Raw genomic sequence first — 619 nt, forward strand, 5'->3', positions numbered from 1 at the left:
GGTTAAGGTCCCTGGTAGACGACCAGGTAGATAGGCTGGATGTGGAAGTATGGCAACATATGGAGCTGACCAGTACTAATCGACCGAGGTCTTGATCCAATCTATATACACTGTGCTGTTTTGAATGATTTGTCCGATTTTTGATAAAAAATCGTATTGAGCTTGGAGCGTTTGCGCGCGAAAGGTGACAAACATTCGGCATTTTTCAGGGTTTCTTATCCATTTAGAGATAAGAGAAGAAAGCCTGAAAAATACCATCCAATAAAAAAGAGATCATAAGGACAATTGATAAATGCAATCATAACTGAATAAACAAAGCAAGTAGGAACAAGGGACACCAATTCTTTCAAAAATCTCTTATGCAGAAGTAGAAGATTTCTGAAAGAATTGATGGACAATTTAGCCGGTCTGACCGCTAACGCTCCTTCAGACCTATTTGTTTTTTAGCAAAAACAAAGCTAAATTTAGTCTCGCGACGATGGCGGAAGGGCTACACCTGTTCCCATACCGAACACAGAAGTAAAGTCTTCCAGCGCCGAAAGTACTTGGTGGGTAACTGCCTGGGAGGATAGGACGTTGCGGGGTTTTAAATATTCCTCAGTAGCTCAACGGTGGAGCA

2 rRNA genes are annotated in these 619 nt (G+C 41.8%); both read left to right on the forward strand.

Annotated elements, in window-relative coordinates:
• A 23S ribosomal RNA gene (locus FZC41_RS17135) occupies positions 1-99 on the forward strand; the annotation flags it as partial.
• Between the two features lie 369 nt (positions 100-468).
• Positions 469-585, forward strand: a 5S ribosomal RNA gene (gene rrf, locus FZC41_RS17140).
• Positions 586-619: the final 34 nt, after the last annotated feature.

The sequence above is a fragment of the Acetobacterium paludosum genome (assembly GCF_008086595.1).
Lineage (GTDB): Bacteria > Bacillota > Clostridia > Eubacteriales > Eubacteriaceae > Acetobacterium > Acetobacterium paludosum.